The 18,476-nt window shown below is 55.3% G+C and carries 16 protein-coding genes and 1 pseudogene; 10 read left to right on the top strand and 7 right to left on the bottom strand.

Annotation, left to right across the window (positions count from 1 at the left end):
• Positions 1–21: 21 nt before the first annotated feature.
• Both prpB and PHA01_RS06200 read right to left on the bottom strand, forming a co-directional pair.
• Complete coding sequence (gene prpB, locus PHA01_RS06205) at positions 22–924, bottom strand: methylisocitrate lyase (RefSeq protein WP_271894061.1); 903 nt, start codon at positions 922–924, stop codon at positions 22–24.
• Between the two features lie 2 nt (positions 925–926).
• The gene (locus tag PHA01_RS06200) at positions 927–1,670 is read right to left on the bottom strand and encodes a GntR family transcriptional regulator (protein ID WP_271894060.1); all 744 of its coding nucleotides are present in this window, start codon (positions 1,668–1,670) and stop codon (positions 927–929) included.
• Between the two features lie 219 nt (positions 1,671–1,889).
• On the opposite strand from PHA01_RS06200, the gene PHA01_RS06195 reads away from it, so the two are divergent.
• The 8 genes and pseudogenes from PHA01_RS06195 to PHA01_RS06160 form a co-directional block, all read left to right on the top strand.
• Positions 1,890–3,272, top strand: a complete 1,383-nt coding sequence (locus PHA01_RS06195; protein WP_271894059.1) for an MmgE/PrpD family protein — start codon at positions 1,890–1,892, stop codon at positions 3,270–3,272.
• 41 nt (positions 3,273–3,313) lie between these two features.
• Positions 3,314–4,843: an FAD-dependent tricarballylate dehydrogenase TcuA gene (gene tcuA / locus PHA01_RS06190; protein ID WP_271894057.1), complete on the top strand. Its 1,530-nt coding sequence runs from the start codon at positions 3,314–3,316 to the stop codon at positions 4,841–4,843.
• 119 nt (positions 4,844–4,962) lie between these two features.
• Positions 4,963–6,000 (top strand): Bug family tripartite tricarboxylate transporter substrate binding protein, encoded by a 1,038-nt coding sequence (locus tag PHA01_RS06185; RefSeq protein WP_271894056.1) that lies wholly within the window; start codon positions 4,963–4,965, stop codon positions 5,998–6,000.
• 68 nt (positions 6,001–6,068) lie between these two features.
• A complete protein-coding gene (locus PHA01_RS06180; protein ID WP_271894055.1) occupies positions 6,069–8,060 on the top strand; it encodes a tripartite tricarboxylate transporter permease in 1,992 nt (663 codons plus the stop codon).
• A 10-nt stretch (positions 8,061–8,070) separates the two neighbouring features.
• On the top strand, positions 8,071–9,159 hold the full coding sequence (locus PHA01_RS06175) for a hypothetical protein (RefSeq protein WP_271894054.1): 1,089 nt from the start codon (positions 8,071–8,073) through the stop codon (positions 9,157–9,159).
• A gap of 10 nt (positions 9,160–9,169) precedes the next feature.
• On the top strand, positions 9,170–10,090 hold the full coding sequence (locus PHA01_RS06170) for an isocitrate lyase/PEP mutase family protein (protein ID WP_271894052.1): 921 nt from the start codon (positions 9,170–9,172) through the stop codon (positions 10,088–10,090).
• On the top strand, positions 10,087–11,445 hold the full coding sequence (locus PHA01_RS06165; RefSeq protein WP_271894051.1) for an MmgE/PrpD family protein: 1,359 nt from the start codon (positions 10,087–10,089) through the stop codon (positions 11,443–11,445). The genes PHA01_RS06170 and PHA01_RS06165 overlap by 4 nt, the downstream gene beginning before the upstream one ends.
• Before the next feature lie 318 nt (positions 11,446–11,763).
• A pseudogene (locus PHA01_RS06160) lies at positions 11,764–11,976 on the top strand (ATP-binding cassette domain-containing protein); the annotation flags it as partial.
• Positions 11,977–12,055: 79 nt separating this feature from the next.
• On the opposite strand, the gene PHA01_RS06155 reads toward PHA01_RS06160, so the two are convergent.
• The 5 genes from PHA01_RS06155 to PHA01_RS06135 all read right to left on the bottom strand — a co-directional run bounded on the left by PHA01_RS06155 (position 12,056) and on the right by PHA01_RS06135 (position 16,811).
• Positions 12,056–12,889, bottom strand: a complete 834-nt coding sequence (locus PHA01_RS06155; RefSeq protein ID WP_271894050.1) for a class I SAM-dependent methyltransferase — start codon at positions 12,887–12,889, stop codon at positions 12,056–12,058.
• Between the two features lie 292 nt (positions 12,890–13,181).
• Positions 13,182–14,918 (bottom strand): PAS domain-containing sensor histidine kinase, encoded by a 1,737-nt coding sequence (locus PHA01_RS06150; RefSeq protein ID WP_271894049.1) that lies wholly within the window; start codon positions 14,916–14,918, stop codon positions 13,182–13,184.
• A 51-nt stretch (positions 14,919–14,969) separates the two neighbouring features.
• The gene (locus PHA01_RS06145) at positions 14,970–15,392 is read right to left on the bottom strand and encodes a response regulator transcription factor (RefSeq protein WP_271894424.1); all 423 of its coding nucleotides are present in this window, start codon (positions 15,390–15,392) and stop codon (positions 14,970–14,972) included.
• A gap of 68 nt (positions 15,393–15,460) precedes the next feature.
• Entirely contained in the window at positions 15,461–16,138 is a 678-nt protein-coding gene (locus PHA01_RS06140; protein ID WP_271894048.1) for a response regulator transcription factor, read from the bottom strand.
• Positions 16,139–16,181: 43 nt separating this feature from the next.
• The gene (locus PHA01_RS06135) at positions 16,182–16,811 is read right to left on the bottom strand and encodes an RrF2 family transcriptional regulator (protein ID WP_271894047.1); all 630 of its coding nucleotides are present in this window, start codon (positions 16,809–16,811) and stop codon (positions 16,182–16,184) included.
• 416 nt (positions 16,812–17,227) lie between these two features.
• Here PHA01_RS06135 and PHA01_RS06130 point away from each other — a divergent pair, with 416 nt between their 5' ends.
• Entirely contained in the window at positions 17,228–17,983 is a 756-nt protein-coding gene (locus tag PHA01_RS06130; RefSeq protein WP_224510165.1) for an SDR family oxidoreductase, read from the top strand.
• Positions 17,984–18,055: 72 nt separating this feature from the next.
• On the top strand, positions 18,056–18,463 hold the full coding sequence (locus tag PHA01_RS06125; protein ID WP_224510162.1) for a cupin domain-containing protein: 408 nt from the start codon (positions 18,056–18,058) through the stop codon (positions 18,461–18,463).
• The last annotated feature ends 13 nt before the right edge of the window (positions 18,464–18,476 follow it).

Below are 18,476 nucleotides of genomic sequence, written 5' to 3'. Positions count from 1 at the left end.
TACTCCGGTGTCTCTTGGAAATCAGGTTGGCAGAACGGTCTTGGTGATCTGCTCGTCGAGCTTTTCGTAATCGAAATAGCCTATCCGGTCATATAATTCGGCGCGGGTCATCATCTCAGGTAGAAAGTCGGAGACATCGCCTCGCTGCGACAGCGATTGATAGAACTTCTCCATGGCCCGTGATGCAACGCGGAGTGCCGAGACGGGATAGATCACCAGATCGTATCCGAGGTCTTCCCAGTCTTTCAAGGAAATCTGCGGCGTGCGTCCGAATTCGGTCATATTGGCCAATAAAGGCGCACGGACTTCAGCGCGCACGCGCTTGATGTCATCAAGATTAGTTAATGCCTCGACAAAAATGACGTCGGCGCCGGCTTTCACATAGAGATTTGCGCGGTTTATGGCTTCATCGAGTGATACGAAAGCAGCATCCGTACGCGCGCAGATCGACAGCTTATCCGATGCATGACGCGCAGCGGAAATCTTGCGGCTCATGTCTTCGGCGGAAACGAGGCGCTTGTCATTAAGATGACCGCATTTCTTCGGAAACTGCTGGTCCTCGATCTGGATGGCCGCCACGCCGATGGCTTCCATTTCGGTGACAAGACGCATCACGTTCAGAGCTTCGCCGAAACCGGTATCGCAATCCACGATCAACGGTAGACCCGAAGCCCGGATCACCGTCCGTGCCGCGCGCCAGACATCATCCAGGGTCAGGAGCCCAAGGTCGGGCAGGGCCATAGATGCAGACAGTGCTGCTCCTGAAAGGTAAAGCGCCTTGAAGCCGGCTTGCATCGCGAGCGTTGCCGATATCCCGTCCCAAGCACCGGCGACCGCCGTTGTCGCCTTTTTGGATGTGAGCGTCGCTATCCCGGGCGTGAGTTCAGTGGGTCTATTTGTCCCGTTGAGCCATTTTGTCGTCATGATCACCTCGATATCGAACTTTTCGCATCAAGTGCTGACGCGCGCATTGCTGCGAGGAGATTGTCGCGAGATGCACGTATGTGCTGCGCCATTAGAAGTGATGCGAGGTCGGCATTCCCGGCGACAATTGCCTCCGCGACCCAACGATGCTCTTCGAGTGCCTTGCGGCCACGACCGGGGCTGGAACCATGCTGGCTGCGGAGCAAATAGAACATGTCCTTCAACTCATCGCCGCAAATGCGCCAGATGACGTCGTTGCGAGCGCCCTTGAGAATCATCAGGTGAAAGTCCCAGTCCGAGCCGCCGCGCGGATAGCTATTGGAGTTGTCCTCCGTCATCTGCTGGGAATGGGCCTCGAGCGTGCGAGAAAGGGCAGTACGTTCGGCATCCGTCATTCGCACAGCAGCCAAGGCAGCAGCACGTGCCTCCAGCGCTTCGCGCACATCGTAAAGTTGCTCCACTTTGTCTGCACTGAGCGCCACCACCCGCGCTCCGGAGTTTGGTTCAAACACAAGCAGGCCAGACGACGACATGCGCCTGATGGCTTCACGCACCGGCCCACGGCTGATCGCGAGCTTGTTGGAGATGTCTAGTTCGTTAATTTTGTCTCCCGGTCCGAAACGACCGTCGAATATGCTTTTTCTGATGTAGTCGAACGCCCTGTCTGAAAGCGAACTCGGCTCACTCCAGTTCTTCCGATCAACTCCATCATTGTTGACAATAGTTGTATCGTTGTCGACAATCACGAGATATCTCCCAAACATCTATGGTCAAAAAATGCCTATAATCCACTATAAATAGGATAAAATAGATTTTTGCAAGATCGTGATTTCAATTATTGTTGACAATCTGAAATTTCATTGTCTACAATCCGCCGTAATCAGCGAACGCATGTTCGCGCGGAGGATTGCCGGTTTCCAGGAAAACCGGCGTTGGCGTAAGGTTTTAGGATGCTTCTTGTTCAATTGGCAGAACGCGCAAAGCAAATTCAGCTGGAGAATATTCCGGCGGAAGCACTGACCAATGCAAAAATGGCTCTGCTCGACACGGTAGGCGTTACGCTTGCCGGTTCAAGGGAAGATTGTGTGAATTTCGTCCGCAAGGCAACAGGCCCATTCGCGCCAGGTGGCTCGACGTTCTTCGGCGATACCATCGCGGTTTCACCTCTCGATGCAGCCCTTATCAATGGAACCGCTGCCCATGCGCTCGATTTTGACGATTGCAGCAACACGATGGGCGGGCATCCCTCGGCCCCGATAGTCCCAGCCCTGAATGCGTTAGCCGAACGTCAAAAGGCGTCCGGTGCCGGTTTTCTCGAAGCCTATGTAACAGGGTTCGAGGTTGAAACGAAGATTGGCCGCGCCGTCAACTTTGCTCACTATGAAAAAGGCTGGCACCCGACTTCGACGCTCGGCACCTTTGGCGCAGCGGCGGCTTGCGCGCGTCTGCTTGACCTGCCGGCGGATCGTTTCGCGGTGGCGTTATCTCTCGCGGCATCGATGGCCTCGGGGCTAAAGGCAAATTTTGGAACAATGGCAAAGCCGTACCACGTCGGTCATTGTTCCCGGAACGGTTTGCTCGCGGCTTTGTTGGCAGCCGAGGGAATGACTGCAAATCCGGGCGTACTTGAAGAATCCCAAGGCTTTTTCAATGTCTATAACGGACCCGGTACTTTCGACGCGGACAAATTGTTTGCCGGCTTTGCCGCTCCGTTTGACCTTGTCGATCCTGGGGTCGCTTTCAAGCAGCATCCCTGCTGCGCAAGCACCCACCCCGCGCTCGATGCATTGATTCGTATCATGCGCGAGAACAATTTAGCCGCTGACCGAGTCAAGTCGGTCAGATCCTGGACGCACCCCCGGCGGCTCAAACACACCAACCGCCCCGACCCGCAGTCGGGTCTCGATGCCAAATTCAGTGTGCAGTACGTACTCGCGCGCGCTGCCCTGGAAGGGATTGTGCGTCTGGAGCATTTTAGCGACGCTGCAATCAACGATTCGGCAGTGCGCTCATTCATGGCGCGTATCGATGCATCACCCCATCCTGACGCGATCCTGGATACGACCGAGCATTTCTTCGCCGACGTGCGGGTGACAATGCATGATGGGGAGGTGTTTGACGCCCACGTCGACCGACCGCTCGGACGGGACAGGCAGCACCCTTTGCCGCCCATGGCACTGGAACAGAAGTTTAGGGATTGCGCCGGCCTCATCCTCGACGGCGAAACGGTGCTCGCGATTGAGAACGCTTTTCTTCACATCGAAGATCAGAAGGATATCAGCAGTATCAGCCAATTGATGCGCGATGGCGTCCTCCACGACGCTCCATTGCGGGCACTGAGCAATTGACACATCAAGATCAACCACATTCTTCGCAGGTCACACCGTCAATGCACAAACATGCAGAAAACACAACCAATCCTATCCTAAGAGCCAAATATGATGTGCTGGTGGTTGGCGGCGGCAACGCGGCGCTTTGCGCTGCGTTGTCAGCGCATGAAAGAGGCGCCCGAGTGCTAATATTGGAAGCAGCGCCGTATGAAGACCGCGGCGGTAATTCCCACTATACCGGCGGCGCGTTCCGGTTTGCCTATAAGGGCGTCGATGACCTGCGCCAGATATCTCCGGAGATGACCGATAGCGAACTTGAGAACGTCGATTTCGGATCCTATACCGAAGAGCAGTTTCTCGATGACATGTTTGAACTCACCGAATACCGCACCGATCCGGATCTCTGCGAACTCCTGGTTCGATCCAGCTTTGAGACGGCCAAATGGGTCGCGGGCAAAGGTGTAAAACTGCACCCTGGTCTTGGCCGTCAAGCATATAAGGTCGACGGCAAGTTCAAGTTTTGGGGCGGCCTCGCCTTGCATATTTCTGGTGGCGGAGCGGAACTGCTACGTGCACTTTACGCTGCTGCTGAACAGCGAAGCATTCCGATTGCTTACAGGACGCCTGCTGTCGAATTGATCAGGCAGGATGGCAAGGTCGTTGGTATCAAAGCGCGCAGTGAAGGTACCGACGTTGAGATCGAGGCGGCGGCGGTTATCCTTGCGTGTGGAGGATTTGAGTCGAACCCCGAGATGCGGGCGCGCTATCTCGGACCCGGTTGGGACTTGGCCAAGGTGAGAGGTACCCGTTACAATATGGGGGAGGGGCTGATGATGGCGCTGCGCGCCGGCGCCCGCCCGTACGGCAATTGGTCCGGGTGCCATTCGGTAGCGTGGGACGTGAATGCTCCACCTTTCGGCGATCTCGATATTGGCGATCAGTTCCAGAAACATAATTATCCGTTCGGTATCGTAGTGAATGCGCGCGGAGATCGTTTCATTGACGAGGGTGCCAACTTCCACAGTCACACCTATGCGAAGTATGGCGCTGAAATACTGAAGCAACCGGGCATGTACGCATGGCAAGTATTCGATACCAAGGTTACGCACCTTTTGCGCAGTGAATATCGTATTCGCCGGGTGACGAAGGCCGAGGCGTCCACGTTGGAAGAACTGGCCGCCAAGCTGACGGGTGTCGACGCGCAGGGATTTCTTGAAACAGCACGCGCCTTCAATGCGGCGTGCCAAACCGACATTCCCTTTGACCCCAATATTCTCGACAAGCGCGCCACGCACGGCTTGGCTATCGACAAGACGAATTGGGCCAATCCCCTCGATACCGCACCCTACCATGCCTACCACGTAACAACCGGCATCACCTTTACTTTTGGTGGCCTCAAAGTATCGCAAAATGGTGAAGTAATTGATCTTTATGATGGAATCTTGCCGGGCCTTTATGCTGCTGGGGAGATGGTAGGGGGATTGTTCTACGGCAACTACGCTAGCGGAACCGGACTGATGTCGGGTGCCACGTTCGGCAGATTTGCCGGTGCCCATGCGGCAGAATTTGCGGCAGCAGGCATGCACTGACCTAAAAGTTGGGACGATACCCTGGAGGAGCAGGGCCCGGCTGAAAACAAAAAACTGAAGTGGAGGAATTCGAAATGAAAAATGGTTGGAAATATAGTTTATGTGGAGCCTTATTAAGCTTGTCTGCAAGCTTTGCACAAGCGCAGGACTTTTCAGGCAAGCGCATCACAATGATTATCCCCTATCAGGAAGGGAGCGGTTCCACGATCCATGGCCGGCTCTACGCTATGGCTCTGGAAAAAACTTTGCCGGGGAATCCGACGATCATCATTAAGAACATCGATGGTGGCGGTTCGGTGCGCGGTATCAATCAGTTTCAGAAAGAAGCCAAGCCCGATGGGCTTACAATCGCAGCAATCGCGACCGGTACATTCTTTCAATATATCCTCAAGGACAAGGCAGTCGCCTATCCGCTTCCTGAGTACAAGCCGTTCCTCACTTCGCCCTTCGGACTGTTGGTCTATGCTCGTACTGATCTTGGCCTCGGCGATGATCCCGTCGAGAACGTGAAGAAACTTATCTCCAGCCCCACCGTGTACGGTGGATCCGGCCCGACGTCTTCGGATCTTCCCGCGCTTCTCAGTTTCGATCTTCTCGGGATCAAGGAGAAGGGCGTTTATGGCTTGAGCAATGCGGAGTCCCGCGCCGGTTTCGAGCGCGGAGAGTTCAATTTGAAGTATGACAACGCTGCATCCTGGAACGAGGAAGTAAAGCCGCTTGTCGACGAGGGCGTAGCAAAACCCATCTTCACATTCGGATTCGAAAAAGATGGAAAGATCGTTCGCGATCCGATGCTGCCGGAAGTTCCAACGTTCCTTGAACTTTACGAGAAGATCCACGGCAAACCATTGTCCGGCATCGAATACGACGTCTGGAAGGCGTTGTTCAATGTTCGGGTGATGGGCTCAAAAATGCTGGTGCTTCCGGCCGATACACCCAAAGAAATTGTGGATATATATAGCAAGGCTGCAGAAGAAGCCCAGAAAACGGATGTCCTTCAAAGTGCACAGGCGAAACTCGTTCTCAGTGTTTATCCGCAGAGCGTAGGTGCAGCTTCGGAAGAAGTCTTTAAGGGTGGTCTCGGGATGACCGAAGAACAGCAAGCATGGCTGAGGAAGTGGTTGCTTGATCGCCACGGAATTACCCTTTCCGAATAGTTTTGAGTGGACTGGTTGCTTTCGCCACCAGTCCAACGCTTCCTCTCCTGATATTGGAATCGGCCGCAATGGATTTCTCCGTTCTGCAAAATGCTGGGCCCGCCCTGGTACACCTCCTCACAGGTCCGCATCTTCTCTACCTCCTCGTCGGGGCAGGTCTGGGCATGATTGTCGGGATCTTGCCCGGTATTGGCGGTATCGCAGGCCTCGCGATGGTTCTTCCGTTCATATTCGGGATGCAGCCTGAGCCCGCATTGGCTGTCATGGTTGGATTATTTGCCGTAACGGCGACTGCAGACACCTTCAGTTCCGTGCTAATTGGCGTGCCGGGCGGGGCGGGTACCGCAGCGACCGTTCTCGACGGCTTTCCCATGACCAAGCGGGGGGAGGCTGCCCGTGCGCTGAGCGCAGCGTTTGCAGCCTCATTCATCGGCGGCATTGTTGGCGCATTCATTCTTACTTTCGCATTTGTCGCCGCAAGGCCCATTCTGCTGGCTGTTGGCTTCGGCGAGCAGCTGATGTTCATTGTACTGGCTTTGACACTTGTCGGAATGTTGACAGGGCAAAACGCCGTAAAAGGCCTCGCGTCTTGTAGTCTCGGTCTGCTTTTGGGCACGATCGGTTCCTCACAGGCCACGGCGGAATATCGCTTCACGCTCGACACCATCTATCTCTCCGACGGCATACCGCTGGTAATCGTGGCTCTCGGAGCCTTCGCACTTCCCGAGGTCGTCGACGTGATGCGCCAGCAAGGCGGCTCCATCGCACAAAAAGCCTTGGTGGGCGAGGGCTGGATTACCGGTATTCGTGATGTGATCAAAAATTTCTGGCTGGTGATCCGGTGCTCGCTGCTGGGGTCATTGATCGGGGTTCTGCCCGGGCTCGGCGGCGGTGTGGTCGGCTGGATTTCATACGCACATACCGTGCAGTCCAGCAAGGACCGCAGTGAGTTTGGCAAAGGTGACGTGCGCGGTGTTATCGGACCTGAATCAGCCAACAATGCCAAGGACAGCGCCGATCTCATCCCAACGCTCTTCTTCGGTATACCGAGTTCCGGCTCGATGGCTGTATTTATGGGCGGCTTGGTCGTCATAGGCATCACACCCGGCCGCGATATGGTCACCAATCACGTCGATCTCATTTATCTGATCATCTGGTCACTGGCGATTTCAAACGTGCTCGGCACGGCCATCAGCATGATCCTGGCTCGCCCCATCGCATCCCTGACCGCTATCCGTTTCGTCCTCATCGCTCCGTTTATTATCGTGATGATCTTCATGTCGGCGTATCAGGCGAAGATCGATTGGGGTGATATTCTGGCTCTGCTCGTTGTCGGTGTAGTTGGCATTTACATGAAGCGCTTCGGTTGGTCCCGCGCCGCGTTGCTTATCGGGTTGGTTTTGTCGCAAAGGCTGGAATCATCGCTCTATCGGACGGTTCAGATCTACGGGATGGAGATATTCGAGCGGCCAATCGCCATCGGTGTCCTTGTGCTGGCAATGCTATCCATCGGTTATGCAATGCGCAGCAAGGTGCGTACGTCCGGCGGCAATATGGAGCCGACCCATATCTCCCGCATCAACATCTGGCCCCAGGTGGCGTTCACGATTGCGCTGCTTCTGTTTGCTATAGCGGTGGGCGTGGACGCAACGCAGTACAAGTTTTTGGCAAGCATCTTCCCACTCACCGTGGCGGCCATCACTGCGATCCTTTTGCTGATCACGACCATCAGAATGCTGAGGGGCAGCAAGGTTCCAGGGCTCTTCCTTGACGCCGACGCAGAGATGGCAGCAGAGGACTCGACCAGCAAATCCACGCTCTACATTGCCGGTCTCCTGGCTGCCCTCCCTGCCCTGGCCTACATAGTGGGTTTCGTAATCGCGGCGCCGATCTATGTGTTTTTCTTCCTCCGGAAAATTGCGGGAGCATCGATCCTGTTCAGCCTGCTGCTGGCCTTGGGTCTTCTCGCCTTCATCCTGATGGCCAACTATGTTTTCCAGGTACCATTTGCTCCAGGGTACCTTCGCGAATACATCACGATGCCGGAACCTTTTGGTTAGGAACAACTCTATGACCCTGCTTTTGAATAATGTTGATCTCGAGCCTCTGATAGCGCCGGCGGAGTTTATCGAATCGCTGGACAAAGCCTACAGGGCCTATGCTCTAGGAGAGGATGGCATCTGCGCACCGCGCATCGATATTCAGTCGGCGGAGATGACACCCCAAATGAACTATCAGTTGGGGCTGGCGGTCGGCATGTCGGACAAATATGCCGCCCTGCGCATCAAGTCGGACGTGGTTACGCGCAGCTTGCTCGACGGGAAAGCGCGGAAGGACAAATACTGTGTTGAACCCGGCACTTATATGGGGCTGGTCCTGCTCTTCAATCGCGGCAACGGCGAGCTTCTTGCTATCCTACATGACGGGCTGCTGCAGAAGATGCGTGTTGGAGCCGATTCTGCGTTGGGGATACGCTACATGGCGCGGGAAAATGCCCATGTTGTCGGGATATTGGGCTCTGGCGGTATGGCCCGGGCCCATGTGGCGGCGGTTTCCAAAGTGCGCCGGGTGGACAAGATCCGGATATACAGCCCCAACCGGCAGAATCGTGAAAACTTTGCCGACGAAATAAAACGCTCGCACGATATCGATGCGGTCGCCGTCGAATCTCCCGAAATGGTTTATGAAGGGGCGGACGTTGTGTCGTCCTGTGCAAGCGCAATCGGTCCGGTTATCCATGGCGAATATCTGAAGCCAGGAATGCATGTCACCTGCATCGGAGGTGCGCTTGATCAGGCAGCAAATGCGAAGATCGGCAAGGCACTTCGCTTTGGCACGGCGCCTGCGCCAGCAGAACTGCCTGACGTCAGCTTCGAGGGAGAATGCATTACCTTCTCGCAGTCCGGGGGTAAAGCTGCGCATGGCGGCACCGGGCGATATGCCAATATTCCGGCTGACCGCCATGTCAGCTTTGCAGCACTGATCCAAGACCCTGCTCTTGGGAGGCAGAATGACGATCAGATCACATTCTCCGAAAGAGGAAATATTCATGGTGTCCAATTCGCTGCCATCGCCGGGCTATTGTTCGAGCGGGCGCAAAAGGCGGGAGTCGGCGAACGGCTCTCCTCCGAAATGTTCCTGCAGTCCATCCGCAATTGAGGACTAGAGTATGCGAAGGACCGTTCGCGCACTGTTGGAAGAGAACGACATCATCGTGTCTCCAGGCGTTTATGATGGATATAGCGCGCGTTTGGCCGAGCGCGCGGGTTTCTCCCTTTTGTCGACTACTGGCGCAGGCCTGGTGAACTCTCGGCTCGGGCTCCCGGACGTCGGGATTTTCTCGATGCGCGATAATAGCGAAGCCTGCCGTGCCATCGTCGACGCAACGTCCGTGCCGATCTCCGCGGATGCCGAAACGGGATACGGCAATGCTGCCACCGTGCACTATGTGGTAGAAGCATTCGTGCGGGCAGGAGTGTCCGCCGTCAGCATCGAGGATCAGGTATCACCGAAACGATGCGGTCACGTGGCGGGTAAGCAGGTTATTGATACGGAAGAGATGGTCGGAAAGATCAGATCCGCAAAGTCGGCTTCGTCCGGATCGGATTTCATGATCATCGCGCGGACCGATGCGATTGCCATCGAAGGTATCGAGGGCGCGGTCAAACGTGCCAAAGCCTATGAGGCAGCTGGAGCGGACGCGATCTTCCCTGATGCCGTACGCGGACACGAAGATATCGAGCGTATTGTTGCGGCGGTGAAAATTCCGGTTCGCATCAATATGGGCTTTGGTATTCGAACGCGCGCCACGACACCGCTCATGTCTATTCAATCCTTGAGGTCGCTTGGCGTACGCTGGGTCAGCCTGTCCCGATTACTCCCCGCCGCAGCGATCCACGGTATGCAGCAGGCATTGCACGTAATGCGCGAAGCCATCGAACAAAAAGATATGGTCGAGCGTCCCGATCTGGTGGTCGACATGGAAACGATCACTGACCTGATGGGCTATTCTCGCTATCTGGATATTGAAAAGCGGTTCTTGCCCGACGAGGAGATAGACCGAAAATACAAGCTCGGGACAATCTCTTGAAGCACCACCAACTCGACGCTACGACATCACTCGCTGACTATGCGTCTGGCGTACGGTATGCTGATCTTCCCGAACATATTGTGGCGCTGGCAAAATCTTGCCTCATCGATGCAGTGGCCTGTGCTGTCCATGGAAGCACAAAACCCTGGTCGCGTATGATCATGGAATATGCGAACGCATCGAATAGGGAGGGTTCTTGTATCCTTCCTGGCGCTTTGACGAGTGGCATGCCTGCCGCTCAGGCTGCGCTGTGCCTCGGCGCATTCTCGCACGCTTTTGAGCTTGATTGCCTGCGCAAGCCAGGTGCCGGCGTGCATCCTGGTGCAACAGTTGCCCTTCCCGCGTTGATGGTGGCGCTATCGGAAGGATCGAGTGGCAAAGATCTTGTCGCTGCCATCGTCGCGGGTTGTGAAGTGATGTTCAGAATAGGGAGTGCGACGCTACACACACCCGAAGCAATAGGCTTTCACGCGCCTGGTATTACTGGTCCCTTCGGGGCCGCAGCCGCGGCAGGTCGACTGCTGAGGCTCGATACCAGACAGCTCAACAATGCGTTTGGTCTCGCCGCCTCCATGACCGGGGGAATTCTAAAGTTTGCCAAGAGCAGCGAAGGGGGGATGGTCAAGCGCCTCCACCTTGGACGGGCGGCGGAGGCAGGCATCATGGCCGCAATGCTTGCCAAGGGCGGTTTTGAAGCTCCGTCAGGGGTGCTGGAAGGACCTTTTGGTGTCTTGGATGTATTCTGTAAGCGTTCGGATCCTAGCCTTTTAACAAAGGGCCTCCGCGAAACCTACGAAATCGAAAAGCTGTGCTTCAAGAGGTATGCCTGTCACGTTACCGCACAAACGCCAATCCAGTTGCTGAAGGAACTCATGATCGAGCACAACTTCGACGGCAACATGATCAAAGACCTGTCGCTGTCGGTTTCCGACAAAATCCTCTCCCATCATGCTGAAAGACAGCCTGATGATTTGATGCTGGCACAATATTCCGTGCCGTTCTCACTTGCCGTTTCAGCATTCCGCAACGTGGACGATCCTGACGTTTTCTCTGATGATATCTTGACAGATAGCGCAATCATCGGGCTCGCTCGCAGCATCGTTTTGACAGGGGGACGGCCAAAGGGTTGGGGTGTCGGCATGGAAGTGCGCCTGACTGATGGCCGCGTGTATCTCCGCGAGGCGGAGAGCTTTCTCGGTTGTCCGGAAACTCCGTTTTCAGGTGCCGACCTTGATAACAAGTTTCATCGGCTGACTGTTCGTAACAATCGAGAAAGTATGGCCTCACTGCTCACTGACATGCGCGGCATAGAGCGCATCGACAATTGCGCTGTGATGTTCGAACGCCTGCGCTGACAAATGCTGGGAATGGCTGGGTACTATCAGACTTTGCCGCACGATGACTGCCACCGAAGCGGCATGCCTGGCGCATCCTAGCCGAAATTCCTGAATCGCGCATCGGATAGAACTGTAATAAAATTCTCCTATGGCAAATTTCGATTATCCTGAATTTGAATGTCAAAACTGCAAAGCGATCATGATTGCGGTGCGGCGCAACTTGTGCGATTCCAGTGCCATCGTTTGCAGTCGCTGCGATAGTTTTCTGGGGGCATTTGTCGACCTGGACAACCAACTTTCGCTGAGGTCACAACAACTGAAGGGTCCTCCGGACTTTCGTTAACACTATGGGACGAGGTCAGGGACAAGTTGCTGGCGAGCGGCCTGAGTCGCTTTGGTGGGCAGCAACAACGCCTTGGTATTGCACGTGGCATTGCGCTGCGCCCTGAGGTTCTTCTGCTCGACGAACCCACATCCGCACTGGATCCTATACGGACAGCCCGCATCGAGGAACTGATCGATACGCTCAAGAAACGCTCGAGTATACTAGGGGTCGCTTTGGTTGAGGCCAACGCCTAAGGATATCAATAGCGCTTCCTCATGTGCCTCCGGCCAATGTCGAAGCGGGTCATTTGCGCCGTGCAATAAGGATCACAGGATCGATCTGATGGTTATCAAGCGCTTTTGCGTAGTTTGAGAACTTTTCAGGTGCGTTGGTTCCGGTCAAAAGGTGAAGCCCCAGGGGTGGAGGGGCGTTTGCACTGGCAGCCTTCGCCAAGACTTCTCGAAAGTATTGGATCGCAAACGTCCGCCGGCTGTCCTCTTTGTCGATAAGAAATCCGGCATCGACGAGGAGGTCACTTGTCTCCGCGGGGGACTTCAAGAAACTAGTTTCCTCGGTTTCCGCCCACGGCTCGGGGTAGATCATACCTGGCGCCGGACCCTTCATGACGTCGAACACGCATAGCGGTGCGCCGGACCGCATCACGCGGGCCAATTCGGCGTAGAATCTGTCGCGCTCGCGGATATTCATGGCCGCGTGAAAACTCACGGCCGCGTCGAACACAGCATCCGGAAACGGCATCGAGGTGACACTGCCAACTTCAAAAGCGCACCGTCCAGTGAGCTGCATCCGGTCGGTTAGGGCCCGGGCAACCTCGACATATTGCGGTGTGAGATCGATACCGGTGACACGGCACCCATATTCTTTCGCCAGTACCCGTGCTGTTCCACCAAGGCCGCATCCGGCGTCCAGTACGTGCATTCCCGCCTTGAGCGGCATCATCTTCAGCGCCTTGACCGTGGTCAACCGGCCGGCTGTGTGAAACTCGTCAACGGGTGCCAGATCAATGGGCTGGAGATTGTCCAGATCAGCCCCAAGGGTCTTCAGTCCAGCCAAAATGGCCTCCAGCAGTCCCGCTCTGCCGTAGTGACTTGCTACCGCGTTCTCCAGTTTCTTCATGATCACCTCCCTGCTGTTCGACCCCACCCTGTGGCGTGGTATAGCTGGAGAACATGCCTCGCTCTCGGGCATGGTTCAGCACGCCATGGCGGGCAGTTTAGCCACCTTTATTATCGCTCAACTCCGAGATTGTTTCCAGGCAGATGTGTCGGCCCCATGCCATCGGACAAGAAAGTGAAGTATCCTTGATGATGACCTCAATGGTGGCTTTATCGGCATCGCTGCTGGCGTGCCACATCGGTTTGAAGCTGCGATGATGCGGCTGCGACGAGAGATTAAATAATATGAGGGACTATGTCGTCCTGTCGCTCAAGGACGTACCGAGCGACTGGGCACTTTGAAGGTGACCCTTGGCTGTTGCCGGAATTGAGAAACCGAACATCGCTCCACCTTCTGGATGGTTTGAAGCAGCTATCTCCCCGCCGTGAGCTTTGATAATTGACTGGCAGATGGCCAGCCCTATGCCCAGCCCGCCTTCCTTTGTTGTAAAGAATCCATCGAATATCTGATCTAAATGATCAACCGGGATACCAGTCCCTGTATCCCTGATCGAGAATTCGACACGAGCGTTCTCGTCCAGTCGCGTTTCGAGAAAAATGTCGCGTTGCATTTGAGGCGCCGTCTTCATGGCTTGGATGCTGTTAACGATCAAGTTGACGATCACCTGTTGCAGCTGGATGCGATCACCCCGGACAGCGGGAAGATCCTGGTGCAGCTTCGTCGTAATGACGACATCCTTATCCTCGCTTTCGTGGCGGAGGAACACCACGCACTGACGAATGACATCATTGAAATCAAGCAAGGTAGAGGTGGCCTCACGCTTGCCGGCCATATCCTGAATCCGGCCGATAATGTCGCCCGCGCGCTGTGCGCTTTCAACGACACGGGATGTGAGGATGTCTACCTTGCCAAGATTTGGCTCGGCCCGCCTGAGATATCGCAGGCTCGTCTGAGCGTTCATCAGGATGGCCGAAAGCGGCTGCTTGATTTCATGCGCTATCGATGTCGTCATTTCGCCCAATGTGGAAAGACGCGCTGCATGGGAAAAGTCGGCTTCGATTTTTCGTAATTTGGCCTCTGCTTCAAGGCGAGCGGTGTTGTCGATCATCATGAGGATTGTCGTATCGAGGCGCTCGCCTGGTACCGGGAAGGTCATCAACAACAGTACATCGAGCAGCCGGCCATCGAAGGTCCTTACCTTCAATTCCTCCACATGATTCCTGACACCTGAAAAATGCGCCAGCATCACGCGTTTCGTCGCGCCGGGTGTGGTTGAAAACAGGTATTTTACCGACCCGATGAATTCTGAGCGGTGCTTCCCGCCGAAAAGGACCATGGCCTCTTTGTTGACGTCGAAAACGTGTACGATATCGCATGCAAGTTTGACGATCTCTGGATGTTCGTCCGAATATGAGGCCATGTCAGTGATGCCATTGGCGCGAAGGCGGTCAAATATGCGCCCTGCCGGCCGGGCGTCGATCTGCCAGACAGGAATGGGCAGGGAGGAAATCATGTTCCGATAGCGTTTTTGGCTCGCTTCGAGTTCGATGACAGCATTCGGTGCATTCAAGGTTGCCCTGACAGAGACGAATACGGTGTCCGCGCATCTTGGATCAAAAGCCTTCCAGCCTGTCAGCACGACATGCTGCAACCGCCCCACGGTGGGGATTTCTCGTGTTACCGTTCCTTTATGAGCAGAGGCGGCGATGGTTGTGAGCAGATCGCCGAGGGCAGCACGGCTTTGTTCGGGCCAGAGGCTTGTAATTGGACGGTCCAATACTTTGTCCCGGTCTGCGGGCAGGCCGAACAGACGGATTGCTTCATCGTTGACGTCCAAAATCCGGACGGCAGAGAGCAACATATCCAATCGATCAGGTTGCCATTCCTGATCCCCGCCGGGGCAGGCTGCATCCATGCTTTCAAGCAAAGCTCGTGCGCGCGTCACATTGAATTGCCAGTAGGCAACCTGTCCGATAGCAGCCTGCGTAGGCGGTTTGCCTTTTTCGATGGGGTGATCAACGGAATCCATTGGCGACCTCTCCGGGCGATGGTCAATGTTTAATTCGATGCAACGGTACTGTTACGGCTCTCGGGGCAAATCATCCGGCTTATCCATTGATCGTCGATTGAGAGCGGACATGATGTGCCCGTGTAGAACATCGTCACTGATCGGCTTATTCAAAAAGGCGACGGCGCCGAGACGCAGTGCCCGGGCCTTTGCTTCGGGGGCTAATTGGGCCGACATGAAGATGATGGGCAAGTCGGGATCGGTGGCAGACAGCTTCTCCTGAAGCTCCAGTCCGCTCATGCCTTTCATGTTGAGATCGGTGATGAGGCAGTCGAAGCGCCCTCTTGTATGTGCAGCCAGAAACTTTTCCGGACGGTCGAAGATCTGGCACTTGAAATCGAACACCTCGAGCAATTCGGCCAAGGCGTTGCAAATACTCAAATCGTCGTCGACGACTGCAATGATTGGGGTAAGGGTCAATTCGCAAACTTTCACACAGCGGACTTTCGTCACGGCGGTTTAGTATCTGCTTGATCACTGCCTCATCAAATCCATACGAAAGTCTAGGCCCGGTAGTCATCACGCATATCCGCTGGTATCGACTGCCAGGCGCGAACAAGATGGGTGATGAAGGGCGTCTTCATCTTGCGCATCACACTGCTGCGATGAAGCTTGACCGTGATTTCTGAAATGTTGAGATCGAATGCGATCTGTTTGCTCAGTGCACCCCGCACCACGGCTTCCATGACTTGACGCTCACGAAGGGTGAGCGTCGCATAAAGCGCCATATTCGCCTTGGTTGTGAGTTGCTCGGCGCGCCTCTCCTTGTCAATTTCAATGGCCTTGTTTACCGCATCGAGCAGGGTCTGATCGCGCACAGGCTTGGTCAGAAATTCGATCGCACCTGCCTTCATCGCCTGAACTGTCATTGGAATGTCGCCATGACCGGTCAGAAAGATGATGGAGGCAGAGATACCATTGGCGGCCAGGCGGGTCTGGAAATCAAGACCGCTAGCACCTGGCATTCGCACGTCGAGAATCATGCAGCCTGGTCTGTCCAGAATGTCCGCGTCCAACAGGGCCTGGGTGGAGCCAAACCCCGCCGTTTCAATGTCCACCGATTCCAGCAATTCACAGATCGAGAGCCGCACCGATTCATCATCATCCACGACCAGCACCAGGGGTTCCGTCTCGGGACGAGCTTCAATGGTGGCGATTGCATTTCCCAAAGAAATGTTCATTTTCCATTCTCCAATGCATTGCGCAGCTTTACGGTTGCGACGCCTAGTCCTGCTGACCGCGCCGTACTCTTTTCCTTGAACTGTCCTTGACTGCCGAAATGCGCGTAACTTCCCGGTTCGTCGCGCGATTGTCGAGCCATGCACCGACGTCTTCGCCAAACTGTGCTGGAGCCAGGCCACCAAAGGCCCCCGAAAGGTCTTCAAGCGTCGTGCGCGCCATCTCCTTGCGCATGCTTTTTTGGGCACGCAGCATCACAGCGTGAATCCCGCACACGCCTTTGGTTATCCAGGCTGGCGGCGCGCCGCCAAACAGAAGGCAATTCTCGCGCACATCCTTGCAGTCGAAGAGATTTTTGCGGCCATCGATGGCATCGACAATATCGAGCACCGTTACCTCCCGTGGCTCCTTGGCAAGCCTATATCCGCCATTGATGCCACTGGTCGAAACAACGATCCCGGCTTTTTCAAGCCGCGGCATAATTCTCGCCATCAATGTCACTGGAACGCCTTGCAGTTCGGCAAGATCACGGCTGCTCACGGGCTTTGCACGCGGCTGGATCAAATACATCATGCAGTGGATGCCATATTCGACCGTCGCGCCATACAGGCTCGGCGGCCGGGCACTGTGGGCCGCTGTATTAATGAGATCCCTGGGCTTTGTCGGGTTGGTCATAACACCTCTCCTACACGTCCGTGTTATAAAATGCCAGAGGTTTTTTGTGCTGCGGACTTTCGTTCAGCGGACGAATCTACAAGGGGATCCGATGATACCAGGCAGCTGGCCGGCGAAAACAGCATTGAAATCTGGATATCACAACACAGCCGGTGCGGACGACGCTCGCAATGAAATCCGATGGCAGCTATGGCCTTTTGCTGCAATCCACACCGCACAGACCCATCTCGAAATGGACTGCTCGCGTCCCGATCGCTAGCCCTCGTGTCGCAGGTTCCTAAACTTGAGGATGGGTCGACTAACCCTGGCGATTAGAGCGGCCCACCCCCTTGCACGATGGAATGTTTTTGTCTCCCCAGCCATGCTTGGAAGCGATAGAGTTATCAGCCCCAAAGGCCACAACGAGGAGATAAGTTATGAAAATTGTTATTATCGGTGGAACCGGGCTCATCGGATCCAAGACCGCCGTACGTCTGCGCAATAAAGGCCACGAGGTTCTCGCCGTATCGCCGAACACCGGCGTCAACACCATCACCGGCGAAGGCCTGGCGGATGCGCTGGTCGGCGCCGAGGTGGTTGTTGACCTTGCAAATGCGCCTTCGTGGGAAGACAAGGCTGTGCTCGAATTTTTCGAAACATCGGGCCGCAATTTGCTCGCCGCAGAAGCCAAGGCTGGTGTAAAGCACCACATTGCCCTTTCTATCGTGGGAACGGAGCGGCTGCCGGAAAATGGCTACTTCAGGGCTAAACTTGCCCAGGAGAGGCTCATCAAGGAATCGCCCATTCCATACACAATCGTTCATTCCACCCAGTTTATGGAATTTCTGAAGGGCATCGCCGATGAAGCAACCGTCGGCACCGTTGCTCGCCTGTCTCCTGCGGCCTTCCAGCCCATCGCATCGGACGACGTTGCCGACGCGATGGCAGACGTAGCCGTCGGCAAGCCGCTCAACGGGACGATCGAGATTGCGGGTCCCGAGCGCGCTCCCATGAATGAAATCATTGCCCGGTATCTGAAAGCGGCCAACGATCCGCGGACGGTCGAGGCAGATGTCCATGCGCGTTATTTCGGGTCCGAACTCAACGATCAGTCGATCGTGCCCGGCAACGGTGCGCGCCTCGGCAAAGTGGGCTTCGAGGATTGGCTCCGTCACTCTCAACAGCCGAATTGAGCCAACCATCGAACAATCTGTCTTTGGCCCAGGTCGAAGGCACATGAATCAACAACCAAAGGGATTACGACAATGAAGTCAGCTTTGTTAACGCTGTTTGTGTCGGCTTCAGCTTGCCTGCTCGGCACCTTGCCGGCCGTTGCTGCTGAAGATGGTGCAAAAGTCACGCCCCTCATGCAAAAGGACCTGCCGAATTATCCCGGAAAGGAGGGCCTGATGATATCGGTGGTGTATGAGGGCGGAGGCTCTTCACCCATTCACAAGCACGACGCAAATGCATTCGTCTATGTCCTCGAGGGCTCGATCGTGATGCAGGTCAAGGGAGAAAAGGAGGTCACCTTGTCACCGGGAGACACCTTCTACGAAAGCCCTTCCGACATTCACCTGGTCAGCCGCAACGCGAGCACGACTGAACCCGCGAAATTCATCGTCGTTTTGCTCAAGACCAAGGACGCTCCGGTTGTCATGCCGGTGAAGTGACATTCGCTACGAT

Origin of the sequence: Candidatus Phyllobacterium onerii, assembly GCF_028331445.1 — a bacterium.
Lineage (GTDB): Bacteria > Pseudomonadota > Alphaproteobacteria > Rhizobiales > Rhizobiaceae > Phyllobacterium > Phyllobacterium onerii.
Note: the sequence above shows the minus strand (reverse complement) of the source record. Positions and strands in the feature narration are given on the sequence as shown.

What these genes read in the sequence shown, in the direction of transcription:
- prpB (WP_271894061.1), bottom strand. Translation starts at nt 924, where the DNA reads ATGACGACAAAATGGCTCAACGGGACAAATAGACCCACTGAACTCACG.
- tcuA (WP_271894057.1), top strand. Translation starts at nt 3,314, where the DNA reads ATGCACAAACATGCAGAAAACACAACCAATCCTATCCTAAGAGCCAAA.
- PHA01_RS06180 (WP_271894055.1), top strand. Translation starts at nt 6,069, where the DNA reads ATGGATTTCTCCGTTCTGCAAAATGCTGGGCCCGCCCTGGTACACCTC.
- PHA01_RS06175 (WP_271894054.1), top strand. Translation starts at nt 8,071, where the DNA reads ATGACCCTGCTTTTGAATAATGTTGATCTCGAGCCTCTGATAGCGCCG.
- PHA01_RS06170 (WP_271894052.1), top strand. Translation starts at nt 9,170, where the DNA reads ATGCGAAGGACCGTTCGCGCACTGTTGGAAGAGAACGACATCATCGTG.
- PHA01_RS06155 (WP_271894050.1), bottom strand. Translation starts at nt 12,889, where the DNA reads ATGAAGAAACTGGAGAACGCGGTAGCAAGTCACTACGGCAGAGCGGGA.
- PHA01_RS06150 (WP_271894049.1), bottom strand. Translation starts at nt 14,918, where the DNA reads ATGGATTCCGTTGATCACCCCATCGAAAAAGGCAAACCGCCTACGCAG.
- PHA01_RS06140 (WP_271894048.1), bottom strand. Translation starts at nt 16,138, where the DNA reads ATGAACATTTCTTTGGGAAATGCAATCGCCACCATTGAAGCTCGTCCC.
- PHA01_RS06135 (WP_271894047.1), bottom strand. Translation starts at nt 16,811, where the DNA reads ATGACCAACCCGACAAAGCCCAGGGATCTCATTAATACAGCGGCCCAC.
- PHA01_RS06130 (WP_224510165.1), top strand. Translation starts at nt 17,228, where the DNA reads ATGAAAATTGTTATTATCGGTGGAACCGGGCTCATCGGATCCAAGACC.
- PHA01_RS06125 (WP_224510162.1), top strand. Translation starts at nt 18,056, where the DNA reads ATGAAGTCAGCTTTGTTAACGCTGTTTGTGTCGGCTTCAGCTTGCCTG.